The 483-nt window shown below is 66.9% G+C and carries 1 pseudogene; it reads left to right on the forward strand.

The window, feature by feature from the left end:
• Positions 1-438: pseudogene (locus ACQRAP_RS08705) on the forward strand (IS256-like element ISSlgl1 family transposase); the annotation flags it as partial.
• Positions 439-483: the final 45 nt, after the last annotated feature.

The raw sequence follows: 483 nt of genomic DNA on the forward strand, positions 1-483 counted from the left end.
ACCGTGGTGGACGGCAGGAGGGTCTACACCCACGAGAGGCTGAGGCGGGCGCGCTCGTCGCTGTCGTCGCTGGTGTCGGCGGGGACGCTGTTCACCTACCTCGACCCCGCCCTGGCCAAGGCCGGCCCGCTGCCGTCGACCAACAACATGATCGAGGGAGGGGTGAACTCGCAGCTGAGGGCCGTCCTGCGCAACCACCGGGGGCTGACGTCGGTCAAGCGCGTGAAGGCGGTGTTCTGGTGGTGCCACGCGCACTCGGGGGACGCGAGGACGGCGCGCGAGAAGCTCGCCACGATGCCGACCGACGCGGACATCGACTTCCTGTTCAGCGTCTACTCCGCCTCGCCGTCGCGCGAGGACGGAGGGCCGGAATGGGGCGACAGGGCCGTGTGGGAGGACCTCCACCACAGGGACCCGTACCCGTTCTGGCTGGATTAATGGATGGAAACGGATGTTCTATCGGGACACACATTTTGTCCTATA

The organism is Collinsella sp. SGI.180 (assembly GCF_050313455.1).
Lineage (GTDB): Bacteria > Actinomycetota > Coriobacteriia > Coriobacteriales > Coriobacteriaceae > Collinsella.